Raw genomic sequence first — 20,426 nt, 5'->3', positions numbered from 1 at the left:
GTAGCGCATGGGGGGTTCCAGGCGGCAGAACAAGGATTTGGGCGCGCCGAATTTCGGGGCGCTTCTTGATGCAAGCCCGGATGCGCTTCTGGCGGTCAGCGCCGACGGCACCATCAAAATGGCCAACGCGGCGGCCAGCAGGCTCTTCGGCTACACGCGCGACGAGCTGATCGGAAGCGACCACTGGCTGCTCCTGTCGGAGGGATTCCGGAACGAAACCAGGCTACTTCGGGAGCACCTGCAGGCGCAGCCCGACGTACCGCTGCCGCCGCGGGAGGTCTACGGACTGCACCGGGACGGCACGGAGTTCGCCGCCGAGGTGGCCGGCTCATTGCTGGACGACGGCGGCTCGCAGGTTTTGCTGGTTTCGGTACGGAGCACGGAGCACCGGAAGGGAACTGACGCCGACCTCCGCGAGGCCATGTCCCTGCTGACGGCCACCCTCGAGTCCACTGCCGACGGCATCCTCGTGATCAGCTCTGACGGCAGTGTTGCCGGGTTCAATGACCAATTCCTGAAAATGTGGGGCATCCCGCCGGAACTCCTGGACGGTGACACCGATGTGCCCATCATGCGGCTGATCGTCTCCCAGGTTGCGAACCCGGAGGCCTTCATGGCCAGGATCGCCGAGGTTGTGGACAGCCCCGGGGCCGAGAGCCACGACGTGCTGGACTTCAGGGACGGCAGGACTTTTGAAAGGTATTCGCGGCCCCAACGCGTGGGCGAGCGGATCGCCGGCCGGGTGTGGAGCTTCCGGGATGTCACCCCGCGCAGGAGGGCTCAGGAGCAGGCCGAGCAGGCCCTGACTGATCTGGCGGCCCAGGCGGAACAGCTGAGAGCCCTTGCGTTCCAGGATCCGCTGACCGGGCTGGCCAACCGGGCAGTGTTCAACCAGGCCCTCACTGCGGCCCTCCGCGAACCACGCCTGAAGACCGTGGATGTCCTGCTCATTGACCTGGACGATTTCAAGGAAGTCAACGATATTCTGGGGCACCAGGCCGGCGATGACATGCTGGTGGAAGTGGCGCGCCGGCTGCGCGGCTGCGTCCCCACCGCCGATGTGGTGGCCCGGCTCGGGGGCGACGAGTTTGTGGTGCTGCTGACGGCCTGCCCCGACGCCGATGCCATTGCCATTGCCAAATGCATCGTCCGCTGCCTGCGTGTTCCCGTGACCATCAACAGCACGGTGCTGCGGCCGAGCCTGAGCCTGGGGCTCGCCTCCACCGGTAAGGAAGCGATCGTCGCTTCCGAGTTGTTGCGTGAGGCGGACATCGCCATGTACGCGGCCAAGGCTGCCGGCAAGAACCGCTTCCTGCGCTTCCATCCGGACATGATGACTGCCCTGGTGCAGCGCACGGAGATGGAAGCGGGACTGCAACTGGCCGTCACGCGCGGCGAAATCACGGTGGCCTTCCAGCCGATTGTGTCCGCGCGGATCGGGCAGGTGGTCCAGTTCGAGGCGCTGGCACGGTGGGACCACTCCGGCGAGCGCATCCCGCCGTCGGTCTTCATCCCGATGGCGGAGCGCAGCGGCATGATCAGCGAAATCGGCAACGAGGTGATGGGGCTCAGCCTGGTGCAGTTGGCGCCGTGGCTGCGCGAGGACCCGTCGCGGTCGCTCGCGGTCAACGTGTCCGGCGTGCAGCTGCAGGAACCGCAGTTTGCCGACGACGTCCTCCGCCTGGCCGCTGCCTGCGGCGTGGGCGCCTACCAGCTGGTCCTGGAAGTCACCGAGAGTGTCTTTTTCGACCCGGGCTGCGGGCTGATCAGGCAGCTCAGCAGCCTGCGTGAAGCCGGCGTCCGAGTGGCGCTGGATGACTTCGGCACCGGCTACTCATCGCTGGGTCGGCTGCAGGACCTGCCGGTGGACACAGTCAAAATCGACCGCACGTTTGTGTCCATGGTGCAGACGGGACGGGAACGCCTGCCCATCCTGCGCTCCATGATCAACATGGCCCACAGCCTGGGCCTGACCGTCACCGCCGAAGGTGTCGAATCGGCCGCGCAGGCAGACTACCTGACCGCACTGGAGTGCGATTCGCTGCAGGGGTACCTCTTCTCGCTGCCGGAGACCGGGCAACGCCTGGAAATCGCAATCCGGCAGGCCGAAGGCGCCTTAGGAGCTCTGGCGGGCCGGCGGCCAGGGACAGCTGACCCGTGCCAAGATCAGGACACGCGAGGACAATGAACCTATGGACGTCGTTGTCATCGAAACGCGGCCGCTTGGGGACCGCAGCTACCTGGTACACGACGGCGAGGTGGCGCTGGTCATCGATCCGCAGCGGGACACGGACCGGGTGGAGGCCGCGGCGGCGGAAGCCGGCGTCCGGATCACCCACGTTGCCGAAACCCACCTGCACAACGACTACCTCACCGGTGGGCTCATCCTGGCCCGTGCGCACGGTGCCGAGTATCTCGTCAGCGCGGCGGACGACGTCGGGTTTGAGCGCCGGCCAATAGCCGACGGCGGCACGGTCCAGGTGGGCCGGCTCACTGTGAAGGCCGTGGCCACGCCTGGCCACACCCACCATCACCTCAGCTACCTGGTCAGCGACGGCGATGAACAGGCGGTGTTCTCTGGCGGCAGCCTGCTCTACGGGTCTGTGGGGCGCACTGATTTGGTCAGCGGCGAGGACACCGAACAGCTGACCCATGCCCAGTACTCCGCCGTCCGCCGTCTGGCCGCCCAGGCCAAGCCGGACGCGGCCCTGTACCCCACCCACGGGTTCGGCTCGTTTTGTTCATCCGGGCCGGCATCGAGCGTCCATGCCTCCACCATTGCCGAACAGCAGGAAACCAACCACGCGTTCACGGACACCGATGAGGACCACTTTGTGCGGGAGCTCATCAACAACCTGACCGCCTACCCGTCCTACTACGCGCACATGGCCGCGGCGAATCGGCAGGGTCCCGGGCCGGCGGACCTCACCGTGCCGGAATCCGTGGATCCGGACGAGCTCTCGCGCCGGCTCGCGGACGGCGAATGGGTGGTGGACCTGCGCCACCGGGTGGCCTTCGCCAGCAGCCACCTGCAGGGATCGGTGAGTTTCGAGTATGGCCGCGGCTCCAGTTTCACCGCGTACCTGGGCTGGGTCCTGCCGTGGAACCAGAAACTGACGCTGGTGGGGTCAGAGGACGACGTCGAAAACGCCATCCGGGACCTGTCCCGCATCGGCATCGAATCCCCCGATGCCGCCCTCGGAGCGGACCCATCGGCACTCGCGCCGGGCACCGCCGTCGTGCATTATCCGCGCGTGGGGTGGGAGGACCTGCTGCACAGGCGCGGGGCCGGGGACGTGGTGCTGGACGTCCGCCGGACGGAAGAGTACGACGCCGGCCACGTCGCCGGGGCGGTGAACATCCCGCTGCATGAGCTGCTGGCGCGGATGGCCGAGATTCCGGCAGGCAGGGTGTGGGTGCACTGCGAGTCGGGATACCGCTCGGGTGTGGCAGCCAGCCTGCTGCAACGTGCCGGCCGGGAGGTAGTTCATATAGACGCGAAGTACCATCGTTCTTGAGCTGTGAGGGATATCATAGGGGTGCGTCTTCGCCCAGGTCTCGGGCGGCCCCTGGTCTCAAGCTTTGCGGGTGAAGGGCGCACTTATGGGGAGGGATCCGCGTGTCTCAGACTGGTCTCTTGGAGCGACGTCCCGCCATCGGCAGGAGCACGGCCAGGCTGGGTTGGCTGATCGCGCTTGGTGCTGTGGTGCTGGGCGTTCTTGGACTGTTTTTTGCTGCCAACAGCGGCACTCCGGCGGCCATGGTGGCGGGCGACTTTTCCGTTCTCGCGGCCGCCCTGTTGGCCGGTTTCAGCTGCGGCCGGACGGCTTTGCGCGGCGGAATGAATGCGCGCGCCTGGACCCTGATGTCGGTGGCCGCCTTCGTCTGGGCCGCCGGCATGGCGGTCTGGACCTACTTTGGCCTCACGAACAGTCACGTCTACCCGTTCCCGTCCCTGGCAGATGTCGGGTTCGTGGGGTACTCGGTGCCCGCCGCTGTCGCACTTTTCAGCTTCAAGCGGCCGGGCGGCACCACCCGTGTCGGGTTGCTCCGGACAGTGCTGGACGCCGCTGTGATTGCCGGCTCGGTCCTGACGGTCAGCTGGTACGTGGCGTTGGGCCCGGCCTTCAGCTCGGGCGGGGACTTCCTGACCCGGCTCACCACCATTGCCTACCCGGTGGTAGACGTGATCATCACCTCGCTCGTGCTGGTCCTTGCGATGCGCCGGCAGCCCGGCGAACGGCTGCCGTGGTTCTGCTTCGGCGGCGGCCTGCTGGTCCTCACCATCGCGGACAGCACGTATGTGAGGCTGACGTTCGACGGCGTCACGGGTGTCACCGGTTCACCGCTCGCCTTGGGCTGGATCAGCGCCTTCCTCCTGATTGCGCTGGCACCGCTGCTCCCCTACGCCGAAAAACCGCGGCCGGACCGCAAGGCGTTTGCGCTGGCTCTGGAACTGCTCCCCTACGCGCCCATCCTCGTGGCCGTGGTGGTGGTTGCGGCCCCTCACGTTAGCGAAATGAGTTCTTTCGTGCTGGTGGTGGCCAGAGTCACTGTTGCCCTTGTCCTGGTCCGCCAGGTGTTGATCGTCATTGAGAACATCACCCTGACCACGGGGCTGGAGCAGGAAGTGGCGGCCAGGACGGTAGAGCTCGAGGGCCTGGGCGCGATTGTCAACGCCTCCAGGGACGCCATCCTGAGCACCACGCCGGAGGGCATCATCACCAGCTGGAACCCGGGAGCAGAACAGCAGTACGGCTTCACAGCCGCGGAAGCGATCGGCAGTGATGTGGTCCAGATTCTCCTGCCTCCGGGGAGCACAGAAGGCGATGAAGTCTTTGTGCACCTCCGCGACAGCGGGGAGGCCATGAGCTTCGAAACCGAACACACGCGCAAGGACGGCGTAGTCATTCCCGTGTCCGTGACCGTCTCCCCGATCCGGGAAGGCGGGACCCTCCGCGGGGTTGCCTCCATAACCAGGGACATCACCCTGCGCCGGGCCGCCGAGCAGGAACTGCAGGCGGCCCGGGAGGCGGCCTTGGAATCCAGCCGGCTCAAGTCCGAGTTCCTGGCCACCATGAGCCACGAAATCCGTACCCCCATGAACGGCGTGGTGGGGCTGACCGCACTGCTGCTGGAGACGCCGCTAGACCAGACGCAGAAGCAGTACGCCCAGGGCGTCAAGGGCGCCGGCGAGGCGCTGCTATCGCTCATCAACGACATCCTGGACTTCTCCAAGCTGGAAGCCGGCAAGGTTGACCTGGATATCCGTACCTTCGATCCCCGCGTCCTCGTGGAGGAAGTGGCGGGCTTGCTGACAGAGCCCGCCCAGGCCAAGAACCTGGAGCTCATCGCCTACTGTGAACCGGAAGTTCCGGCCAGGCTGCACGGTGATTCCGGCCGGATCCGCCAGATCCTGCTGAACCTCGCCTCCAACGCCGTCAAGTTCACGGCGGCCGGGGAGGTGTCCATCCGCGTGACGACGGAGACGCCGGACGCGAAACCCGGGGCCACCGCCATGGTTTGTTTCGAAGTCCGCGATACCGGCATCGGCATCGACCCTGCGCACCACGCTCGGCTGTTCGAATCCTTCTCCCAGGCTGACGCTTCCACCACCCGGCGCTACGGCGGCACCGGCCTGGGCCTGGCCATTTGCAGCCGGCTCACTGACGCAATGGACGGCGAGATCGGCCTGGAAAGCGCTCCGGGCGAGGGCAGCATGTTCTGGTTCCGTATCCCCGTGCCCGTCGCACCGCCGTCCACGGATCCTGTGCCGGCCGCCGGGTTCCTCACTGGGCTGCGCGTCCTGGTGGTGGACGACAACGCCACCAACCGCCTAGTACTGGAATCCCAGCTGCGCGGCTGGAAGCTGCAGCCGGAGGCGGTGCCGGATGCCCGCGCAGCGTTGGCCCGCGCCCACGAAGCCGCAGCCGACGGGATGCCTTTCCACCTGGCCGTACTGGACCTCTGCATGCCTGATACCGACGGCTTGGAGCTGGCCCGCGAACTCAAGGCCGACGACGCACTGGCGGACATCGAGCTGATCATGCTCACGTCCACCATGCAGGTCAACGCGGCCGAGATCGCCGACGCCGGAGTCCGCGAATGGCTCATGAAACCGGTCCGCAGCTCCGAGTTCTACAACCGCCTGGTCCGGCTGATGTCCACGAGTGAACACCATGCCCCGGCGCCCTCGCCCTCCGGCCGACCTTCCGACGCTGACTCCTCGTCTGGGTCATCCCATGAGTCCTCCGCTGAGTCGCCCCTCCGGGGGGCATCACGGGGCCGCATCCTCGTGGTGGAGGACAACGAGGTGAATCAGCTGGTGGCCCGCGCCACGGTGACCAAATTCGGCTACGCGGTGGACGTGGTGGCCGACGGCGCCGAGGCCGTAGCCGCCACCGCCAGCACCCGGTACGCCGCCGTCCTGATGGACTGCCACATGCCGGTGATGGACGGGTTCGAGGCCACGCGCGTCATCCGGCGGCGCGCCGGGGACAGCCATCTTCCCATCATCGCGATGACCGCCGGTGCCCTGGACGGGGACCGGGAACGCTGCCTCGCCGCCGGCATGGACGACTACCTCTCCAAGCCGGTGGACGCCGCCGAGCTTGAAGCTGCCCTGGCCCGCTGGGTCCCCGAACAGGCACCGCACTCTTCGCTGGAAGAGCTGGTGGCTCCTCAGTTGGAGGCGGCTCCCCAGCACGACGCTCCCCATCTGCTGGCCGTCACCGGTAGAGGTGCTCCGGCGCTGGATACGGACCGGCTCGCCATACTGCGCGACCTCGGCCCGGAGGACGGCCTGGGCTTGCTGCCCGCAACGACGGAGGCGTTCCGTAAAGACGTTCCCGCGCGGCTCGCGGCGCTGCGCGGAGCGGTGACCGACGGCGGCGGGCCGGCCCTGGCGCAGGCCGCGCACGCCCTGAAAGGTGCGGCCGCCAACATCGGGGCCACCGCCGTCGCAAGCCTGTGCGGCGAACTGGAAGACATGGGCCGCAGCGGAAGGCTCGACGGCGGCCCGCGGCTGGTCAGCCGGCTGGAAGCGGAGCTTGTGCGCGTGGACTTTGAACTCGATTTAGCGCTGGAGGTGGCACAGTGAAAGTCCTGGTGGCGGATGACGATACGGGCTCGCTCCTGGTGGCCCGCGCCGCCGTCGAACGCTCCGGACATGACTGCCTGACGGCGGCCGACGGTGACGAGGCGTGGGCCCTCTACCTGGAACACCAGCCCGACGTGGTAGTCACGGACTGGATGATGCCCGGGATGGACGGGCTGGCGCTGTGCCGGGCCATCCGGGCGCGCGAGGCGGATCTGTACACGTATATTGTGCTGCTGACGTCTCAGGGGTCCCGGGACGATGTGCTCGCCGGACTCGAAGCCGGGGCGGACGACTACGTCACCAAGCCGCTGGACCCGTTCGTCCTGCACGCGCGGCTCCTCGTGGCGCTCCGCGTGACCACACTGCACGCGGACCTGGCGCATTACCGGAAGGTGCTCTCGCAGCAGGCGCGGACCGATCCGCTGACGGGGCTGCACAACCGGCTCAAGCTTTCCGAGGACCTCGAGCAGCTGCATGCGCGCAGCCAGCGGTACACGGAGGGGTACTGCGTGGCCATGTGCGACGTGGACAACTTCAAGAGCTACAACGACATCTACGGGCACCAGGCGGGCGATCTCGCGCTGCGGGCCGTGGCGAAGGCGCTGGTGGGCGCGGCGCGGAAGAGCGACGGCGTGTACCGGTATGGCGGCGAGGAGTTCCTGCTGGTGCTGCCGAACCAGTCGCAGCTGAGCGCCAAGGCCTTTATGGAGCGGGCGCTGGACACTGTGCGCGAGCTGGTGATTGTCCACTCCGGGGACCCGCTGGGGCAGCTGACGCTGAGCGCCGGGATTTCCGCGTTCACCGCCGAGCACCGGGCCGACGCCGACACCCTCCTGGGCGAAGCCGACGCCGCGCTTTATGCTGCGAAGGCGGCCGGCCGGAACCGGGTGGAGCTGGCGCTGCAGTAGCGGCTACGCGGCTTTTTTGCGCTGCTTCGTCTGGGACGGCTGCTGGTTGGCGGGCTGCTGCTGCACCGGATGGCGCTTCCCGGGCTGCTGCTGGGTTACCGGGCGGTGCTGAGCGGGCTGTTTCGGGGCGGACTGCCTTGGGGCTGCGTGCTCGGCGGGCTCCACCGGGGCCTCAGGCTGTGTTGCGGGTTCCCGAACTTGCTCGTCCGCTGGTTCCGCGTCCTGCACCGCTTCGTCCTGCACGGTCTCGTACTCGGTGGTCCCGTCCTGCTCCAACTCAACCAACGCGTACATGCGGTTGCGGCGCCAGCGGCGGACCAGGTCCACACCGGCAAGGATGCCTGCCAGCGGCGTCAGGACAGCCGCAGCGTAGACGAACAGCATCCACGTCAAGGTAGCCATGGGCGGCTGGTTGTTGTTCAACAGGGAGAGCCCGCCGAACATGGCGATGATCCAAAAAAGCAACACTGCCGTCAACACCGCGGCCGCGGGGAAGTACTGGTTGCTTACGATTTTCTTCAGGGTTTCCATGCAATTTCCTCCTGCCTGGCCGGGGGTGCGGCGAGAGGCCGCATGAACACCAGTATGGGGCTGCCGGTCCGCGGATTTGCGCAACACGCAGGCGGTGGTGACGAACGTAACTGCGGACAGGTTGAGACCGGTGATCGAGCCTGTCCAGATCCAGGTTCGACAGGCTCAACACCGGTCGGGGCTTCCCTGCTGCGGGCACAGCCAATACCGTGGATGCCAACTGCCCCTGACCTTGGAGGACATCATGCGCAAAGTCACGTCCGGCCTGTTCCACTCCGTTGACGGCGTGGTCTCAGACCCGTTCCTCTGGCAGTTCGACAGCTTCGACGACGACCTCGGAACGGCCCTGACCCGCATGATGGAAAGCGTGGACACCGTGGTGCTTGGCAGGGTGAGCTACCAGGAGTGGGCTGGCTACTGGCCAACAGCGTCCGTGGACGAGGACTTCGCCGGCTTCATCAACCCGGTGGAAAAGTTTGTGGCCTCCCGGACGCTGATGGAGCCGCTTGAGTGGCAGAACTCCCACCTGATCGAGGGACCCCTGGAGGAATTCGTGGCCGGCCTCAAGGAACGCGACGGCGGCGAGATCGCCGTGACCGGCAGCATTTCCGTGGTGCGCCAGCTGCTGTTCGCCGGGCTGCTGGATGAGCTGACCCTGATCACCCACCCCGTGGTGGCCGGCAGCGGCCGGAAGCTGTTCGAGGACGGCGACCCCGTGTCGCGGCTCGGCCTGAAGGACCAGTACCGGACCACGAAGGGCAACGTCGTCAGCACCTACGGGCTGCTGGGCGAATAAGGACCGCTACCCCGTCAAGCCCCGTTGCGTTCGATTGCCTGGCCAATGATCCGGGCGCCCTCCGGGAAGGCACCCGGATTCGGCCCTGAGTAATTGAGCCGGATGTAAGCACCGGCGGGTTCGGCGGGGAACCATGCGCGGCCTGCAGCGATGATCACCCCGGCGGTTTCGCAGTCGCGGGTCAGCCGTTCGAGGTCAGTCCCGTCAGGCAACCGCGCCCATAGGTTCAGGCCGCCCTTGGGCACCTGCTCGATGTGCACCCGCGGAGCGTGCTCGCGCATGCTGGTGACCAAAAGATCCCGACGCGATTGGAGCTGATGGCGGAGGCTGCGCAGGTGCGTCTGCCACCCAGGCTGCGTCACGACGTCGAGCGCTGCAGCCTGGAGCAGGCCGCTGACGTACATCGATTCGGCCGCCCGGTCCGCCAGGATGCGCTCCCGCGCCGGCCCGCGCGCGATGACGGCGGCGATGCGGATAGCCGGCGACACGCTTTTGGTCAGCGAGCGCAGGTAGACCACGTGGCCGGAGTCGTCGCGGGAGGCGACGGGCACGGGGTTGGTGGTGATGCCGAAGTCGTGCGCCCAGTCATCTTCCACAAGGAATGCGCCCTTCGCCCGCACCACTTCCAGGACCTCGTCGCCGCGTCCTGCGGCCCACTGCGCCCCGGTGGGGTTCGCGTAGTTGGGCTGGGCGTAGAACAGCCGCGCACCGGTTTCGTCAAAGGCGCGGGCCAGTTCCGCAGTGTCCGGCCCCTCTGGCCCGCTGGGCACCGGGACAACACGGACACCGGCCTGGGCGGCCGCCAGGATAGCGCCCCAGTAGGTGGGCGATTCCATGAGCAGCGGCTGCCCGCGGCCCGCGAGCGCGCTGAAGATAGAACTGAGCCCGCTTTGGCTTCCGGGAAGTATGACGACGTCGCTCGGGTTCGGCGGTGTGGTCCCGGCCGGCGTGGACGCCCCTAGTTCATGCGCGAACCACGACTGCAGTTCCGGCAGACCCGCCGCGGGCGGACGGGACAGCGCTGCGTCGCCGCGGGCGGCGCGGGTGAGTGCGGACCGCACCAGCCGCTCCGGCAGGAGTTCCCGGTCCGGGTAGCCGGAGTGGAAGGAGATCGCATCGTTCGGCACGTTACGCATGGTGGTGGAGGCCGGAGGCAGCGGTGCCAGCGGAGACCGCAGCGCCGCCGTTTGCCAGCCGTAGTCCGACGGGCGCGCGGTCCGGACAGCCCGCACGAATGTGCCAACGCCGGGCCGGCTCTCGATCAGCCCCTGTGCCGTGAGCGTCTGCAGGGCCTTCTGCACCGTGACGGGACTGGCCTGATAGTCGGCCACCAGCGACCGGGTGGACGGCAGCTTCGCACCGGGCGCGGCCGAAGAGATCCATTTCTTCAGATGCGCCGCAATCCGGGAACTGCTATCGTTGTTCATGAGAGACAATAGTAGCGCTACTACACTTATGCCGCCACTGATACCGTCCAATCAGCCCACCGGACTGTGGTGGGGCCTCCTTGGAGTAGCGGCCTTCTCCTTCACGGTTCCGTTCACCAAGGTGGCCGTCGCAGGCCTGTCCCCGATGTTCATCGGGTCCGGCCGCGCTGTGGTAGCCGCCATTCTCGCCGCCTTTGCCCTCGCACTCACCCGGCAACGACTCCCCCGGGGCACGCACTGGGCGCGCCTCGCCGTGGTGGCCGCCGGCATCGTCGTCGGGTTTCCCCTCCTCACCTCCTTTGCGCTCACCACCACACCGGCCAGTCACGGCGCCGTGGTGATCGCGCTGTTGCCCGCTGCAACGGCCACCGTGGCTGTCCTGCGCGGACGTGAGCATCCCCCACTGGCGTTCTGGCTCATCACCGTAGTGGGCGGGCTGGCAGCGATAGCGTTCGGCTCCCTGCAATCCGGCGGGTTCGGGCAGCTGCACTGGTCCGATTTGCTGCTCCTCGGCGCGGTGCTGGCCGCGGCCATCGGCTACGCGGAAGGCGGCCTGCTGGCCCGCGAACTCGGCGCCTGGCAGACCGTGTCCTGGGCGCTGGTGCTGGCATCGCCGCTGATGGTGTTCCTCGTGGCGTTGTCCGTGGCGCAGCAGCCGCCGTCGGGCACGCCGGTCCAGTGGCTGGCCTTCGCCTACCTGGGAGTGGTCAGCATGTTCCTGGGCTTCTTCGCCTGGTACCGCGGCCTGGCCATTGGCCCCATGGCGCAGGTCAGCCAGATCCAGCTCGTGCAGCCCGTGCTGAGCATCTGCTGGGCGGGCTTCCTGCTCGGTGAGTCGCTGACGTGGAGCACCATCGTCGGCGGCCTGGCCGTTATCCTCTGCGCGGGCGCCGCGGTCCGGGTCCGGCTCAAGCCGGCACCACCACAACCCGCCGCCCCCTCAGCCCGCCGCCCCCACGCCACAAGCACCTCAAGCACCTCAAGCACCTCAAGCCCCGTAAAGGATTAGTCCCATGTACACACCAGCCCATTTCGCAGCCGGCCCCGACGCCGTCCGGGAACTACTCACGAGGCCTGGCGCAGCGAACCTGGTCACCATGACCTCGGAGGGCCTGCTCGCCACGCTGCTGCCGTTCGTGTACGACCCCTCGGTGGGCGAACATGGCGCGCTGCATACCCACGTCGCCAGGAACAACCCACAGTGGTCCGAACCGGCGATCGGGGAATCACTGATGATCGTCCAGGGCGCGGACGCCTACATTTCGCCGTCCTGGTATGCGTCGAAGGCCGAGCACGGACGCGTGGTGCCCACGTGGAATTACTCCACGGCGCACGTATACGGCACCGTGGTGATCCATGACGACCCTGCCTGGATCGCCGGCCAGGTCAGGCGCCTGACCAACGTCAATGAGGCCGGTCTTGACCACCCGTGGGGCGTGGACGACGCGCCGGAACGCTACATCTCCGGCCAACTGCGCGCCATTGTGGGCATCGAACTGGTCATCACCAGAATAGAGGCGATAACCAAGCTCAGCCAGAACCGGTCCGCAGCGGACGTCGACGGCGTCGTGGCTGGGCTCAGCGCCCGCGGGCAGGCGGACAGCGCCGCCGACGTCGAGCGGGCCCGGCGGGGTCGCGCCTAACCGGCGCTTCGGCTCAGCGTGCGACGAGCGCCTCGCTGGCCTCCCACAGACCCTGCGCCAGCTCGGCGTCGTACGCCTGGGCGTTGGCCTTGGCCAGGGCGCGCTTGGCGTAGTAGGCGCCGGAGATCCAGTCAGTGCCGGCGGTGCCGTTGATGAGCCAGAGCAGCGTGTCGGCGCCCTGGTCCGGGGTGAGCATAAAGCGGTTGAGCAGTGTCTTGTAGGCGTGCCGCATGGGGCTGGTGGACTCTGCCGCGAAGTTGGTGCGGACCACGCCCGGGTGGAACACCGCCGTCGTGATTCCCTGCTCGCCGAAGCGGCGGTGCAGCTCGGACGTGAAGAGGATGTTGGCGAGCTTGGCGGTGCCGTAGGCGCGGTTGGTGGAGTAGGTGTGCTCCGATTTCAGGTCGAACAGGTCCATCTTGCCGAAGCCGTTGGCCGCGCTGGCGGTGTTGATGACCTTGGCGTTGCTGGCGGTGAGGACGTCCATCAGCTCGGTGGTGAGCAGGAACGGCGCCAGGTGGTTGACCTGGAAGGTGGACTCATTGCCGTCCACCGTGAACTGGTGCTTGCCCATGATGCCGCCGGCGTTGTTGGCCAGGACGTCGATCCGCTCGTAGTCGTCCTTCAGCTGCGCGGCGAGCGTGCGGACCTGGCCCAGGTCGGCGAAGTCGCTGACGAAGTAGTCGGCGTTAAGCTCCTTCGCGATGGCCTGCGTCTTCTCCTCGGAGCGGCCGACGACGACCACCCGGTCGCCTGCCTGCGTCAGCGTCCGCGCGGCTGCCGCGCCGATGCCGTCGCTGGCGCCGGTGATCACGATGGTGCGTTGGGTCAAGGGGTGTCCTTTGGTTGGGGCAGAACGGGATGGGCTGCCTCTGGCACAACGACGGCGGGACGGCAGGTGTTCCCTGCGCCGCCGTCGGGCTAGGTCACGCTTCCTGTTCGGGCTTCAGCTCCCGGACAACAGGGCTGTTCACCGCGGGCCGCGGCCCCAGAGCCAGCGTCACTTTGGCCAGCCAGCGCCGCCCAACGGCCTGATTGGCCCCCACGAGGACGAATATTCCGAGCCAGACGATCAGCGCAATATCCTTCGACGCCTGGAACTCGGCGTAGCTGGGATGGCCGGGGCTCACCTTTCCCGTGAGCAGGGGGAACCACAGATCGATGGCCCGGTACGTGGCCAGGCAGAAGCCCGCGATGAGGGTCCATCCGACGATGCTGAAAAGTAGGCCGATGCGCCTCAGCCTCTTGCATTGGCTGTCCCAGGATGCCGCCGATATTTCGGGCATCCGTGTTGTCTCTTCCATATGGCCCCCAAGTTCCTGTCACGCGCATCCAAAGTGTCCGCGCCTGCAATATTGTCCACCATCAGGCGCGGAGCCAGGGGACCTCCGGGGTACGACGACGGCGGGGCGGCCAGCGTTTCTGCCGGCGCCCCGCCGTCGTACTTCAGTCAGCCGTGGCTGGAGTCAGAGCGTCAGCCCGCCACACCGGCGAGCAGGAAGAGGACCGCCGCGATGGCGAAACCCATAACGCCGATGAGGGTTTCCATGACGGTCCAGGTCTTGAGCGTGGTCTTGACGTCCATGCCGAAGAAGCGGCCCACCAGCCAGAAGCCGGAGTCGTTGACGTGGGAGACCACTACGGAGCCGGCGGCCACGGCGATGACCAGGGCCGCCACCTGCATTCCGGTCAGTCCGGCCAAGGCCACGGCCGGGGCGATGAGGCCCGCGGTGGTGGTCAATGCCACGGTGGCGGAACCCTGGGCGATGCGGAGGATGGCTGAGATCAGGAAGCCTGCAAGGATCAGCGGGATGCCAAGGTTGCCCAGGACGTCTGCCAGTGCGGCGCCGATGCCGGACGTGCGCAATACGCCGCCGAACATGCCGCCGGCGCCGGTGATGAGGATGACCGAGCAGACCGGGCCGAGCGAGGATTCGAGCAGCTTCTCGATGGCGCCTGCGTCCTTGCCGCGGCGGGCGCCCAGGACGAATACGGCCACCAGGACGGCGATCAGCAGGGCCACCGGGGTTTCACCGATAGTGCGGAGGATCTGGAACCACTGCTCGCCCTTAACATCGTCGGGCAGCACACCGGACGAAGCGAGGGTGTTCAGGCCGGTGTTGATGAAGATCAGGACGAGCGGCAGGAGCAGCAGGCCCACGATGGTGCGGAAGCGCGGCGGGTTGGACTCGGCTTCGGCACTGGCGTGGCCCAGGATTTCGGGAACCGGAAGGACCAGCTTCTTGCCAGTCCACAGGCCGAACAGGTAGGCGGTGACGTACCAGGTGGGGATGGCGGTGATGAGGCCGGCGATCATCACCAGGCCGATGTTGGCGTCGAAGAAGGCCGCAGCGGAGACCGGGCCCGGGTGCGGCGGCAGGAAGATGTGCATCACGGAGAATGCACCGGCGGCGGGGAGGCCGTAGCGCAGCACTCCCCCGCCCAGGCGGTGGGCCACGGCGAAGACGACGGGGAGCATGACCACAAGGCCGGCGTCGAAGAAGATGGGGAAGCCGAAGAGCAGGGAGGCGAGGCCCAGGGCGAAGGGGGCACGCTTTTCACCGAAGACGCCGATCAGGTAGTCGGCCAGGACTTTCGCGCCGCCGCTGGTTTCGACGATGCGTCCGAGCATTGCACCCAGGCCGACGAGGAGCGCCACGGTGCCCAGCGTGGTGCCGAACCCGTTGATCAGCACCGGCACCACCTGGTTGGCGGGGATTCCGGTGGCAAATGCGGTGGCGAGGCTGATCACGATCAGGGCGACGAGTGCGTGCATCCGCAGCTTGATGATCAGGAACAGCAGCGCGACGATCGCTGCCGCTGCGATGAGCAGCAGGGGGCCTGCGCCCAGCGTTTGGGTCCATCCTTCGATGACCATGATTCTCCTTTGAAACAGAATTTATTGGGGATTGGGGGGGTGAAAAGCCTGAGCGCAGGCTCAGGAGTTACAGGGCGCCTAGTGCGCGGGGAGCCGGAGTGCAGCGACGATGGTCTTAATGAGCTCCTCCGGGGACCTGGAAATGTCCAGGCGCAAACTGCCCGCGGCCACTTCCTGATCGGTCAGCGGTTCCAGGGTGGCCAGCTGGCTGGGCAGGAGGGTGGGCGGCATGAAGTGGCCTTCGCGGCCCTGCATGCGCTGGCCGATCAGGTCGGCCTCGCCGTGCAGGTGAAGGAACAGGACCCGGCCCTGCGCTTCGGAGAGCAGCTGGCGGTAGCTGTGCTTGAGCGCGGAGCAGGTGAGCACGGTGCTCTTCCCGGCCGCGGCCTGGGCAGTCATCCAGTCCTGGATTTCCTGCAGCCAGGGCCAGCGGTCCTCGTCCTGCAGTGGGATGCCCTGGGTCATCTTGTCGATGTTGGACTGCGGGTGGAACTCGTCCGCTTCAGCGCAGGCCCAGCCAAGCTGCTGGGAAAGAGCTGCCGCAATGGTGGACTTGCCGGAACCGGCAACGCCCATCACCACCAGGTGCGTGGCTGGATACTGCATGTTTTACCTCCGAAGAAGACGCCGTTGGCTTAGTGAAGAAAGCTCGTAGCACATGCCACAAGGAAGTGCGCTGGAGATAAGGTATCACCATAACTGACCACAGATACTATCTTTTGGTGTCACAAGTCATACCTTTCCGACTTTTTCGGTACGATTGGAGGGCGCGCAGGCGCAGAGGAAGGCAGGAAAGATGTCGACGGCGACACTACCGGACGCGGATGACGCGCACGACGGCGGGGCCTCCCCCGCCATGCATGAACGTGTTCTCGAGGCGGTTGGCGTTGCCATTGCTGAAGGGAGCCTTCCTCCGGGCAGCCGGCTGACCCTTGAAGGCCTCCAGCAGGAGTACGGCATCTCCCGCACCGTTGCGCGGGACACCATGAAGGTCCTGGAGTCTATGAACCTGGTGTATTCGCGCCGACGGGTGGGCATCGTGGTCCAGGAGCGCAGGCTGTGGAATGTCTTCGATCCCAAGCTAGTGCGCTGGCGCCTGGGCTCTGCCCGGCGCGATAATCAGTACAGCAGCCTCACGGAGCTGCGCATCGCCGTCGAGCCCATTGCAGCTGCCGGTGCTGCCCGCCGGGCGAGCGCCGCGGAACGGGCCAAGCTGGTTTTCCTGGCCGCAGAGCTGCGGCGGCTGGGCGAAGCCGGCGAACTCGAGGCGTTCCTGGCGGTAGACATCGAGTTCCACTGCCTGCTGCTCCAAAGCTGCGGCAATGAGATGTTCACGGCCTTGGAAGGCATGGTGGCCGAGGTGCTCACCAGCCGGACCAAACAGGGCCTGATGCCCTTCAAGCCGCGGAACGAAGCGCTACAGGCCCACGAGGATGTTGCGGCGGCAGTGGCCCGAGGGGACGCCGTGGGGGCGGAGACCGCCGTCCACCACATCCTGGACGAGGTCCGGAACGCGATGGGCCTGCACTGACTCTTTCGGTACGCCGCGTTAGTGAGTAGCCTGCAAATAGGGGCTTATGCAAAGGGCCCATACATGCCGTGCAGAAGTATCTGTGAGGTGAAAGATGGCCATCACCGGACATTCACGAATAGGGACCGCCTCAACCGCTGCTCCTGCGGTGGTACCCCGGCGCAAAGGCGCCATGGTGGTCAGCTGGATGACCTCCACCGACCACAAGGTCATCGGATACATGTACCTGATCGCCTCGTTTGTGTTCTTCATGATGGCTGGCGTTATGGCCCTGCTGATCCGGGCCGAGCTCTTCGAACCTGGCATGCAGATCCTGCAGACCAAGGAGCAATACAACCAGCTGTTCACGATGCACGGCACCATGATGCTGCTGATGTTCGCCACCCCGCTGTTCGCCGGCTTCGCCAACGTCATCATGCCGCTGCAGATCGGCGCCCCCGACGTCGCCTTCCCGCGGCTGAACGCTCTGGCCTTCTGGTTCTTCCTCTTCGGATCCACCATCGCCGTCTCGGGCTTCATCACCCCGCAGGGCGCGGCGGCGTTCGGCTGGTTCGCGTACGCGCCGTTGAATAACACCACTTTCACCCCCGGCGTGGGCGGTGACCTGTGGGTCTTCGGCCTGGCGCTGTCCGGATTCGGCACCATCCTTGGCGCGGTCAACTTCATCACCACCATCATCTGCATGCGCGCCCCGGGCATGACCATGTGGCGGATGCCGATCTTCACCTGGAACACACTGGTCACGGCCATCCTGGTGATCATGGCATTCCCGCCGCTCGCGGCGGCACTGTTTGCCTTGGGGGCGGACCGCAAGTTCGGTGCCCACATCTATGATCCGGAGAACGGCGGGGCGGTTCTGTGGCAGCACCTGTTCTGGTTCTTCGGCCACCCTGAGGTGTACATCATTGCGCTGCCGTTCTTCGGCATTGTGTCCGAAATCTTCCCCGTCTTCAGCCGCAAACCGATCTTCGGATACAAGGGCCTTGTCTACGCGACCATCGCCATCGCAGCCCTGTCCATGACCGTGTGGGCACACCACATGTACGTGACCGGTTCGGTGCTGCTGCCGTTCTTCGCCTTCATGACCATGCTGATCGCAGTACCTACCGGGGTGAAGTTCTTCAACTGGATCGGCACCATGTGGCGGGGGTCCCTGACGTTCGAGACTCCGATGCTGTGGAGCCTCGGCTTCCTCATCACATTCCTTTTCGGCGGCCTGACCGGCATCATCCTGGCTTCACCGCCGCTGGACTTCCACGTCTCCGATTCCTACTTCGTGGTGGCGCACTTCCACTACGTGGTGTTCGGCACCGTGGTGTTCGCGATGTTCGCAGGCTTCTACTTCTGGTGGCCAAAGTTCACCGGCAAGATGCTCAACGAGCGCCTCGGAAAGATCCACTTCTGGATGCTGTTCTTGGGCTTCCATGGGACCTTCCTCATCCAGCACTGGCTGGGTGTCAAGGGCATGCCCCGCCGCTACGCGGACTATCTGGTGGAGGACAACTTCGCCTGGATGAACCAGTTCTCCACCATCTCGTCATACCTTCTCGGCGCCTCGACAATTGCGTTCTTCTGGAATGTTTACATCACGTCGCGCAGCACGGACCGCGTTGAGGTGGATGACCCGTGGGGCTTCGGCGCCTCGCTCGAATGGGTAACGTCCTGCCCGCCGCCGCGGCACAACTTCACCTCCCTGCCCCGGATCCGTTCGGAACGTCCCGCCCTGGACCTCCACCACCCGGAGCTCCGCGTCCGCGAGCACGACACCACGCACAGCCCTGCCGCGGCTGCCCTGGGTGCTGCCGATATCGGCGAAAAGGACGTACGCAATCCAGACCCGGGCCAGTAACCGGGTGGGGAGCGAAAACCGGCCCTAACCCGACCGCCCCACAGCCCGGACTGCCAACAGGAACTTCACGCCGCCGTCGGTTAGCAGCGCCGGGGCCGCGTTGCTCCATTTTGGGCGCCATCAGGTGCAGGGATTTGAGGTTTCGCCGCACCACCTGGTTGATGTCGCAACCCAGTCGTCGGGAATGGGATGGCCGGGCCGTTCGAGGCAGCGTTTGCCGCGCGGCGTGAGTATCAGCCTGCCCTTGAACTTCCGCAGGAGCCTCCAGTCGATAAGGTGCTCCCGGAGCTCTCGGACCGCCGCGCGTGGGCCTCCCGGTTGCCCTTGCCCATGATGGGATCGCTCCAGCCGAACTCCTCCATGGCGCGGAGGACATGGCGGGCCTCAGGTAGCCGTCCTTCCCGTAGGTCGCCAGTCGGGGCAATTGGTCGGCGTGTATTAACCCCCTTTGAAGCACATCCGGGTTAACAAAAGCAGGGCCGGTCAAATGACCGGCCCTGCTTTGAAAATGAAACCCTAAGGCCCCAGAATCTCTAAAGAATTAGAGTGCCTGGATGTTGACGGCCTGGGGACCCTTGGGGCCCTGCTCGGTTTCGAAGGAAACCTTCTGGTTCTCTTCGAGTGAGCGGAAGCCGGAAGAGGCGATCGCGGAGTAGTGAGCGAAAACGTCCTGTGAGGAGTCATCGGGGGAAATGAAGCCGAAGCCCTTTTCAGCGTTAAACCATTTGACGGTACCAGTAGCCATTATTTTTGTCCTTCGTGAAGGTGGAGGAAAAGTCCCGACTTTCGGGTCCTCCGGTGTGGGGTGTTCAAAACCGCTACTTCAGAAAGACGCGGACTTTCGACCGCGCGTACTGCCTGAACTACCAACTGCATAAACACAACAACAGGATCAACAGTACAGGAGATTTTCCCAACCATTTACCACTCGGCTACCGAGACGGGTGGTTGAGCCTGTCGAAACCCCGGCGTAGCGTTCTCCTATGGGACCATTTCGGGCAATTCTCCTACCGGGTGCTGTACTCCCCGCCCAGGCCGCCTACGGCGGACTCATCGCAGCCCTCGGGCCGGATGTCCAGGCAATCGCCAAGGATCTCGAGCTTTATGCGGGCGATGAGCCGCCGTTGGACTGGAGCCTGGACACAGAGATCGACGGCGTGCTGCGCGATGCCGATACCCAGGGATGGGAAGCGTTCCATTTGGCGGGCTATTCAGGTGGCGGCGCGGCGGCGCTGGCGTTCGCTGCCAAGCACCCTGACAGGCTGTTGAGCCTGGCGCTGCTGGAGCCAGCCTGGGCCGGGAACTGGGACTGGAGCCCCGCCCACACGGAGCTCTGGAAGAAGTACGAGCAGCTGGAATCACTGCCGCCGGAGCAGTTCATGCCCGCCTTCATGAGGCTGGGAGTTAAGCCCGACGTCGTCCTTCCGCCGCCGCCGGATCCCCCGCCGCCGTGGATGGCCAAACGGCCCGCGGGTATCAGGGCGTTCCTGCGGTGCTTCAAAAACTATGACCTGGAGAGGACGCGTCTGGCCGACTTTCGCCAGCCCGTCTTCTTCGCTCTCGGCGGCCTGAGCAATCCCGATGACTACGGCGATATTGCCAGCCGGCTGTCCAGGGTCTTCTTCCCGGACTTCCGACTGGAAGTGTTCCCCAAGCGCCACCATTTCGACCCGCCACACCGGATCGAGCCCGAGCGGCTGGCTGAGTTGCTCCGGCGGCACTGGGAGCAGGCGGAAGCAGCAATCCCCGGCTGATCCTTTACCT

17 protein-coding genes are annotated in these 20,426 nt (G+C 66.1%); 10 read left to right on the top strand and 7 right to left on the bottom strand.

Going from position 1 to position 20,426, the window contains the following annotated elements; translation table 11 throughout:
• Positions 1 to 7: 7 nt before the first annotated feature.
• The 4 genes from ACZYZ4_RS14125 (at position 8) to ACZYZ4_RS14110 (ending at position 8,007) form a co-directional block, all read left to right on the top strand.
• Positions 8 to 2,188: a putative bifunctional diguanylate cyclase/phosphodiesterase gene (locus ACZYZ4_RS14125; RefSeq protein ID WP_463861861.1), complete on the top strand. Its 2,181-nt coding sequence runs from the start codon at positions 8 to 10 to the stop codon at positions 2,186 to 2,188.
• A gap of 4 nt (positions 2,189 to 2,192) precedes the next feature.
• Positions 2,193 to 3,518 carry an MBL fold metallo-hydrolase gene (locus ACZYZ4_RS14120; RefSeq protein ID WP_463861859.1) on the top strand — a complete coding sequence of 442 codons (1,326 nt, stop codon included), beginning with the start codon at positions 2,193 to 2,195 and terminating at the stop codon, positions 3,516 to 3,518.
• Positions 3,519 to 3,619: 101 nt separating this feature from the next.
• Positions 3,620 to 7,099, top strand: a complete 3,480-nt coding sequence (locus tag ACZYZ4_RS14115; protein WP_463861858.1) for a response regulator — start codon at positions 3,620 to 3,622, stop codon at positions 7,097 to 7,099.
• Positions 7,096 to 8,007, top strand: coding sequence for a GGDEF domain-containing protein (locus tag ACZYZ4_RS14110; RefSeq protein ID WP_463861856.1), 912 nt, complete (start codon positions 7,096 to 7,098; stop codon positions 8,005 to 8,007). The genes ACZYZ4_RS14115 and ACZYZ4_RS14110 overlap by 4 nt, the downstream gene beginning before the upstream one ends.
• Positions 8,008 to 8,010: 3 nt before the next feature.
• Here the strand turns inward: ACZYZ4_RS14110 and ACZYZ4_RS14105 are convergent, their stop codons facing one another.
• A complete protein-coding gene (locus ACZYZ4_RS14105; RefSeq protein ID WP_463861854.1) occupies positions 8,011 to 8,538 on the bottom strand; it encodes a hypothetical protein in 528 nt (175 codons plus the stop codon).
• Between the two features lie 244 nt (positions 8,539 to 8,782).
• On the opposite strand from ACZYZ4_RS14105, the gene ACZYZ4_RS14100 reads away from it, so the two are divergent.
• Positions 8,783 to 9,334 (top strand): dihydrofolate reductase family protein, encoded by a 552-nt coding sequence (locus ACZYZ4_RS14100; RefSeq protein ID WP_463861852.1) that lies wholly within the window; start codon positions 8,783 to 8,785, stop codon positions 9,332 to 9,334.
• A gap of 14 nt (positions 9,335 to 9,348) precedes the next feature.
• Here ACZYZ4_RS14100 and ACZYZ4_RS14095 read toward each other — a convergent pair whose 3' ends face one another.
• Positions 9,349 to 10,761: an aminotransferase-like domain-containing protein gene (locus tag ACZYZ4_RS14095; RefSeq protein ID WP_463861850.1), complete on the bottom strand. Its 1,413-nt coding sequence runs from the start codon at positions 10,759 to 10,761 to the stop codon at positions 9,349 to 9,351.
• Between ACZYZ4_RS14095 and ACZYZ4_RS14090 the strand changes: the two genes are divergently transcribed.
• Both ACZYZ4_RS14090 and ACZYZ4_RS14085 read left to right on the top strand, forming a co-directional pair.
• Positions 10,760 to 11,770, top strand: coding sequence for a DMT family transporter (locus tag ACZYZ4_RS14090; protein ID WP_463861848.1), 1,011 nt, complete (start codon positions 10,760 to 10,762; stop codon positions 11,768 to 11,770). The two genes, ACZYZ4_RS14095 and ACZYZ4_RS14090, sit on opposite strands and share 2 nt — an antisense overlap.
• Before the next feature lie 4 nt (positions 11,771 to 11,774).
• The gene (locus ACZYZ4_RS14085) at positions 11,775 to 12,404 is read left to right on the top strand and encodes an FMN-binding negative transcriptional regulator (RefSeq protein ID WP_463861846.1); all 630 of its coding nucleotides are present in this window, start codon (positions 11,775 to 11,777) and stop codon (positions 12,402 to 12,404) included.
• A 13-nt stretch (positions 12,405 to 12,417) separates the two neighbouring features.
• On the opposite strand, the gene ACZYZ4_RS14080 is transcribed toward ACZYZ4_RS14085, so the two are convergent.
• From ACZYZ4_RS14080 to ACZYZ4_RS14065, 4 genes are all read right to left on the bottom strand, one after another.
• Positions 12,418 to 13,236, bottom strand: coding sequence for an SDR family NAD(P)-dependent oxidoreductase (locus ACZYZ4_RS14080; protein WP_463861844.1), 819 nt, complete (start codon positions 13,234 to 13,236; stop codon positions 12,418 to 12,420).
• A gap of 94 nt (positions 13,237 to 13,330) precedes the next feature.
• Complete coding sequence (locus ACZYZ4_RS14075; RefSeq protein ID WP_463861842.1) at positions 13,331 to 13,708, bottom strand: hypothetical protein; 378 nt, start codon at positions 13,706 to 13,708, stop codon at positions 13,331 to 13,333.
• A 170-nt stretch (positions 13,709 to 13,878) separates the two neighbouring features.
• Entirely contained in the window at positions 13,879 to 15,282 is a 1,404-nt protein-coding gene (locus ACZYZ4_RS14070) for a GntP family permease (RefSeq protein WP_463861840.1), read from the bottom strand.
• Between the two features lie 78 nt (positions 15,283 to 15,360).
• Positions 15,361 to 15,888: a gluconokinase gene (locus ACZYZ4_RS14065; RefSeq protein ID WP_463861838.1), complete on the bottom strand. Its 528-nt coding sequence runs from the start codon at positions 15,886 to 15,888 to the stop codon at positions 15,361 to 15,363.
• Between the two features lie 190 nt (positions 15,889 to 16,078).
• Between ACZYZ4_RS14065 and ACZYZ4_RS14060 the strand changes: the two genes are divergently transcribed.
• Both ACZYZ4_RS14060 and ctaD read left to right on the top strand, forming a co-directional pair.
• Positions 16,079 to 16,813, top strand: coding sequence for a FadR/GntR family transcriptional regulator (locus ACZYZ4_RS14060; protein WP_463861836.1), 735 nt, complete (start codon positions 16,079 to 16,081; stop codon positions 16,811 to 16,813).
• Positions 16,814 to 16,907: 94 nt separating this feature from the next.
• Positions 16,908 to 18,662: an aa3-type cytochrome oxidase subunit I gene (ctaD, locus tag ACZYZ4_RS14055; RefSeq protein ID WP_463861835.1), complete on the top strand. Its 1,755-nt coding sequence runs from the start codon at positions 16,908 to 16,910 to the stop codon at positions 18,660 to 18,662.
• A gap of 541 nt (positions 18,663 to 19,203) precedes the next feature.
• On the opposite strand, the gene ACZYZ4_RS14050 is transcribed toward ctaD, so the two are convergent.
• Positions 19,204 to 19,407 carry a cold-shock protein gene (locus ACZYZ4_RS14050; protein ID WP_024365339.1) on the bottom strand — a complete coding sequence of 68 codons (204 nt, stop codon included), beginning with the start codon at positions 19,405 to 19,407 and terminating at the stop codon, positions 19,204 to 19,206.
• Between the two features lie 238 nt (positions 19,408 to 19,645).
• Here ACZYZ4_RS14050 and ACZYZ4_RS14045 point away from each other — a divergent pair, with 238 nt between their 5' ends.
• Complete coding sequence (locus tag ACZYZ4_RS14045) at positions 19,646 to 20,416, top strand: alpha/beta fold hydrolase (protein ID WP_463861832.1); 771 nt, start codon at positions 19,646 to 19,648, stop codon at positions 20,414 to 20,416.
• Positions 20,417 to 20,426: the final 10 nt, after the last annotated feature.

It is taken from the genome of Pseudarthrobacter adonitolis (genome assembly GCF_055412845.1).
This window is presented reverse-complemented; position numbering and strand designations above follow the sequence as displayed.

Bases quoted from the DNA above. Each gene is read 5' to 3' on its own strand.
- ACZYZ4_RS14125 (WP_463861861.1), top strand. From the start codon at position 8: ATGGGGGGTTCCAGGCGGCAGAACAAGGATTTGGGCGCGCCGAATTTC.
- ACZYZ4_RS14120 (WP_463861859.1), top strand. From the start codon at position 2,193: ATGGACGTCGTTGTCATCGAAACGCGGCCGCTTGGGGACCGCAGCTAC.
- ACZYZ4_RS14105 (WP_463861854.1), bottom strand. From the start codon at position 8,538: ATGGAAACCCTGAAGAAAATCGTAAGCAACCAGTACTTCCCCGCGGCC.
- ACZYZ4_RS14100 (WP_463861852.1), top strand. From the start codon at position 8,783: ATGCGCAAAGTCACGTCCGGCCTGTTCCACTCCGTTGACGGCGTGGTC.
- ACZYZ4_RS14090 (WP_463861848.1), top strand. From the start codon at position 10,760: ATGAGAGACAATAGTAGCGCTACTACACTTATGCCGCCACTGATACCG.
- ACZYZ4_RS14095 (WP_463861850.1), bottom strand. From the start codon at position 10,761: ATGAACAACGATAGCAGTTCCCGGATTGCGGCGCATCTGAAGAAATGG.
- ACZYZ4_RS14085 (WP_463861846.1), top strand. From the start codon at position 11,775: ATGTACACACCAGCCCATTTCGCAGCCGGCCCCGACGCCGTCCGGGAA.
- ACZYZ4_RS14075 (WP_463861842.1), bottom strand. From the start codon at position 13,708: ATGGAAGAGACAACACGGATGCCCGAAATATCGGCGGCATCCTGGGAC.
- ACZYZ4_RS14070 (WP_463861840.1), bottom strand. From the start codon at position 15,282: ATGGTCATCGAAGGATGGACCCAAACGCTGGGCGCAGGCCCCCTGCTG.
- ACZYZ4_RS14065 (WP_463861838.1), bottom strand. From the start codon at position 15,888: ATGCAGTATCCAGCCACGCACCTGGTGGTGATGGGCGTTGCCGGTTCC.
- ACZYZ4_RS14060 (WP_463861836.1), top strand. From the start codon at position 16,079: ATGTCGACGGCGACACTACCGGACGCGGATGACGCGCACGACGGCGGG.
- ctaD (WP_463861835.1), top strand. From the start codon at position 16,908: ATGGCCATCACCGGACATTCACGAATAGGGACCGCCTCAACCGCTGCT.
- ACZYZ4_RS14050 (WP_024365339.1), bottom strand. From the start codon at position 19,407: ATGGCTACTGGTACCGTCAAATGGTTTAACGCTGAAAAGGGCTTCGGC.
- ACZYZ4_RS14045 (WP_463861832.1), top strand. From the start codon at position 19,646: ATGGGACCATTTCGGGCAATTCTCCTACCGGGTGCTGTACTCCCCGCC.